This window comes from Carnobacterium sp., from assembly GCF_032094055.1.
Classification (GTDB): Bacteria; Bacillota; Bacilli; order Lactobacillales; family Carnobacteriaceae; genus Carnobacterium_A.
In genome coordinates, this window is record NZ_DAMDAK010000114.1 from 1 (window position 1) to 851 (window position 851).

Annotated in this window: 1 protein-coding gene and 1 pseudogene; both read left to right on the forward strand. The window is 36.4% G+C overall.

Annotated features, from left to right (window positions below; translation table 11 throughout):
* On the forward strand, positions 1-656 hold a 656-nt coding region (locus RT405_RS12600; protein WP_313470140.1), incomplete at its 5' end, for a transporter substrate-binding domain-containing protein.
* A 65-nt stretch (positions 657-721) separates the two neighbouring features.
* Positions 722-851 (forward strand): annotated as a pseudogene (locus RT405_RS12605) (amino acid ABC transporter permease); the annotation flags it as partial.

Sequence of the window (851 nt, forward strand, 5' to 3'; positions counted from 1 at the left end):
ATACGAGTTTATTTGGACTTTATAATATTAAAACGAGCGAAATCGAAGGTTTTGATATTGATATCGCAAAAGCTTTAACAGAAGAGATTACAGGCGATGCTGCTAATGCAAAATTTGTTGAAGTTACTTCAAAGACTCGGATTCCTTTATTGAAAAACGGCAATATTGATGCCATTATTGCAACGATGACGATTAGTGAAGAACGTAAAAAACAAGTTGACTTTTCAGATGTTTACTTTGATGCGGGGCAAGCTTTACTAGTACCGGGAAATAGCTCAATTCAAAGTGTCTCAGATTTATCTTCTGATACAACTGTCTTGGCTGTCAAAGGTTCAACTTCAGCTGCCAATATTCGGAAACACGCTCCAGACACTCATGTTTTAGAACTAGAGAATTATTCAGAAGCCTTTACAGCACTCCAATCCGGCCAGGGAGATGCCATGACCACTGATAATGCGATTCTTTTAGGCATCATCGCTAACAACCCAGGTTACCGTTTAGCTGGCGGAAACTTTACAGATGAGCCGTATGGCATTGCCATCAATAAAGGCCAAAACAAGTTTGTTGAAACGATTAATTCAGCTTTTAAGACCATTAAAGAAAATGGTGTATACGATGAAATCTATAACAAATGGATCCCAGAAATGGAAGAATAAAACGACTAGTATCCATACAACTGGATTTGGTTGTTTAATTTAAACGAAAAAGTGAGGTGGATTTTATGATCCAAATTTTTAATAATTACTCAGGTATTCTATTGGAAGGTTTCAAATATACCTTATACTCTAGTCTAATTGCTTTGGTCATCAGCTTAATTGTAGGCGTCTTATTCGCAATCTTTCAAATATCGA